Below are 1,626 nucleotides of genomic sequence, written 5' to 3' on the forward strand. Positions count from 1 at the left end.
GACGAACCTCGTTGTGCTAACCACCCGAGTTGTCTGATGTCTTCGGACGGATGGTGATGAGCGTGGGAACCTGATGGGTAGTAGTCAAGCGATGGGGTGACGCAGGAAGGTAGCTGAGCCCGGCCGGTGGTTGTGCCGGGGTAAGCGTGTAGGCCGTGTTGTAGGCAAATCCGCAACACATGAAGGCTGAGACGTGATGCCGAGCCGATTCAGGTGAAGTCAGTGATCCTATGCTGCCGAGAAAAGCCTCTAGCGAGTTCTTAGCGGCCCGTACCCCAAACCGACACAGGTGGTCAGGTAGAGAATACCGAGGCGATCGGGCGAACTGTGGTTAAGGAACTCGGCAAATTGCCCCCGTAACTTAGGGAGAAGGGGGGCCGGAGACGTGAAGCCCCACGCGGGTGGAGCGTTGTATGGCCGCAGAGAGCAGGGGGAAGCGACTGTTTACTAAAAACACAGGTCCATGCGAAGAAGTAATTCGATGTATATGGACTGACGCCTGCCCGGTGCTGGAACGTTAAGGGGACCTGTTAGCTCTTCGGGGCGAGGCGGAGAACTTAAGCGCCAGTAAACGGCGGTGGTAACTATAACCATCCTAAGGTAGCGAAATTCCTTGTCGGGTAAGTTCCGACCTGCACGAATGGCGTAACGACTTCCCCACTGTCTCAACCACAGGCCCGGCGAAATTGCATTACGAGTAAAGATGCTCGTTACGCGCGGCAGGACGGAAAGACCCCGGGACCTTTACTATAGCTTGACATTGGTACTCGAATTAGCTTGTGTAGGATAGGTGGGAGCCGGTGAAGTCCATACGCCAGTATGGGTGGAGGCAATCTTGAAATACCACTCTGGTTGATTTGGGTATCTAACTTCGGACCGTTATCCGGTTCAGGGACAGTGTCTGGTGGGTAGTTTAACTGGGGCGGTTGCCTCCTAAAAGGTAACGGAGGCGCCCAAAGGTTCCCTCAGCCTGGTTGGCAATCAGGTGTTGAGTGCAAGTACACAAGGGAGCTTGACTGTGAGACTGACAGGTCGAGCAGGGACGAAAGTCGGGACTAGTGATCCGGCACTTGCGAGTGGAAGCGGTGTCGCTCAACGGATAAAAGGTACCCCGGGGATAACAGGCTGATCTTCCCCAAGAGTCCATATCGACGGGATGGTTTGGCACCTCGATGTCGGCTCGTCGCATCCTGGGGCTGTAGCAGGTCCCAAGGGTTGGGCTGTTCGCCCATTAAAGCGGCACGCGAGCTGGGTTTAGAACGTCGTGAGACAGTTCGGTCCCTATCCGCCGTGCGCGTAGGATACTTGAGAAGGGCTGTCCCTAGTACGAGAGGACCGGGACGGACGAACCTCTGGTGTGCCAGTTGTCCTGCCAAGGGCACGGCTGGTTAGCTACGTTCGGAAGGGATAACCGCTGAAAGCATCTAAGCGGGAAGCCTGCTTCAAGATGAGGTATCCCACCCACTTTGTGGGGTAAGGCCCCCAGCTAGACGACTGGGTTGATAGGCCGGAAATGTAAGCCCGGTAACGGGTTCAGTTGACCGGTACTAATAGGCCGAGGACTTGACTACTAAGCTGCTACGCGTCCACTGTGCAACTCTCGATAAACGAACAACAGACCACACG

1 rRNA gene (running past one end of the window) is annotated in these 1,626 nt (G+C 55.7%); it reads left to right on the forward strand.

What is annotated here, in order from left to right:
* A 23S ribosomal RNA gene (locus ABZS37_RS32560) occupies window positions 1-1,571 on the forward strand; it begins 1,637 nt to the left of the window's first position.
* The last annotated feature ends 55 nt before the right edge of the window (window positions 1,572-1,626 follow it).

This window comes from Micromonospora sp. NPDC005413 (assembly GCF_040606435.1).
GTDB lineage: Bacteria > Actinomycetota > Actinomycetes > Mycobacteriales > Micromonosporaceae > Micromonospora.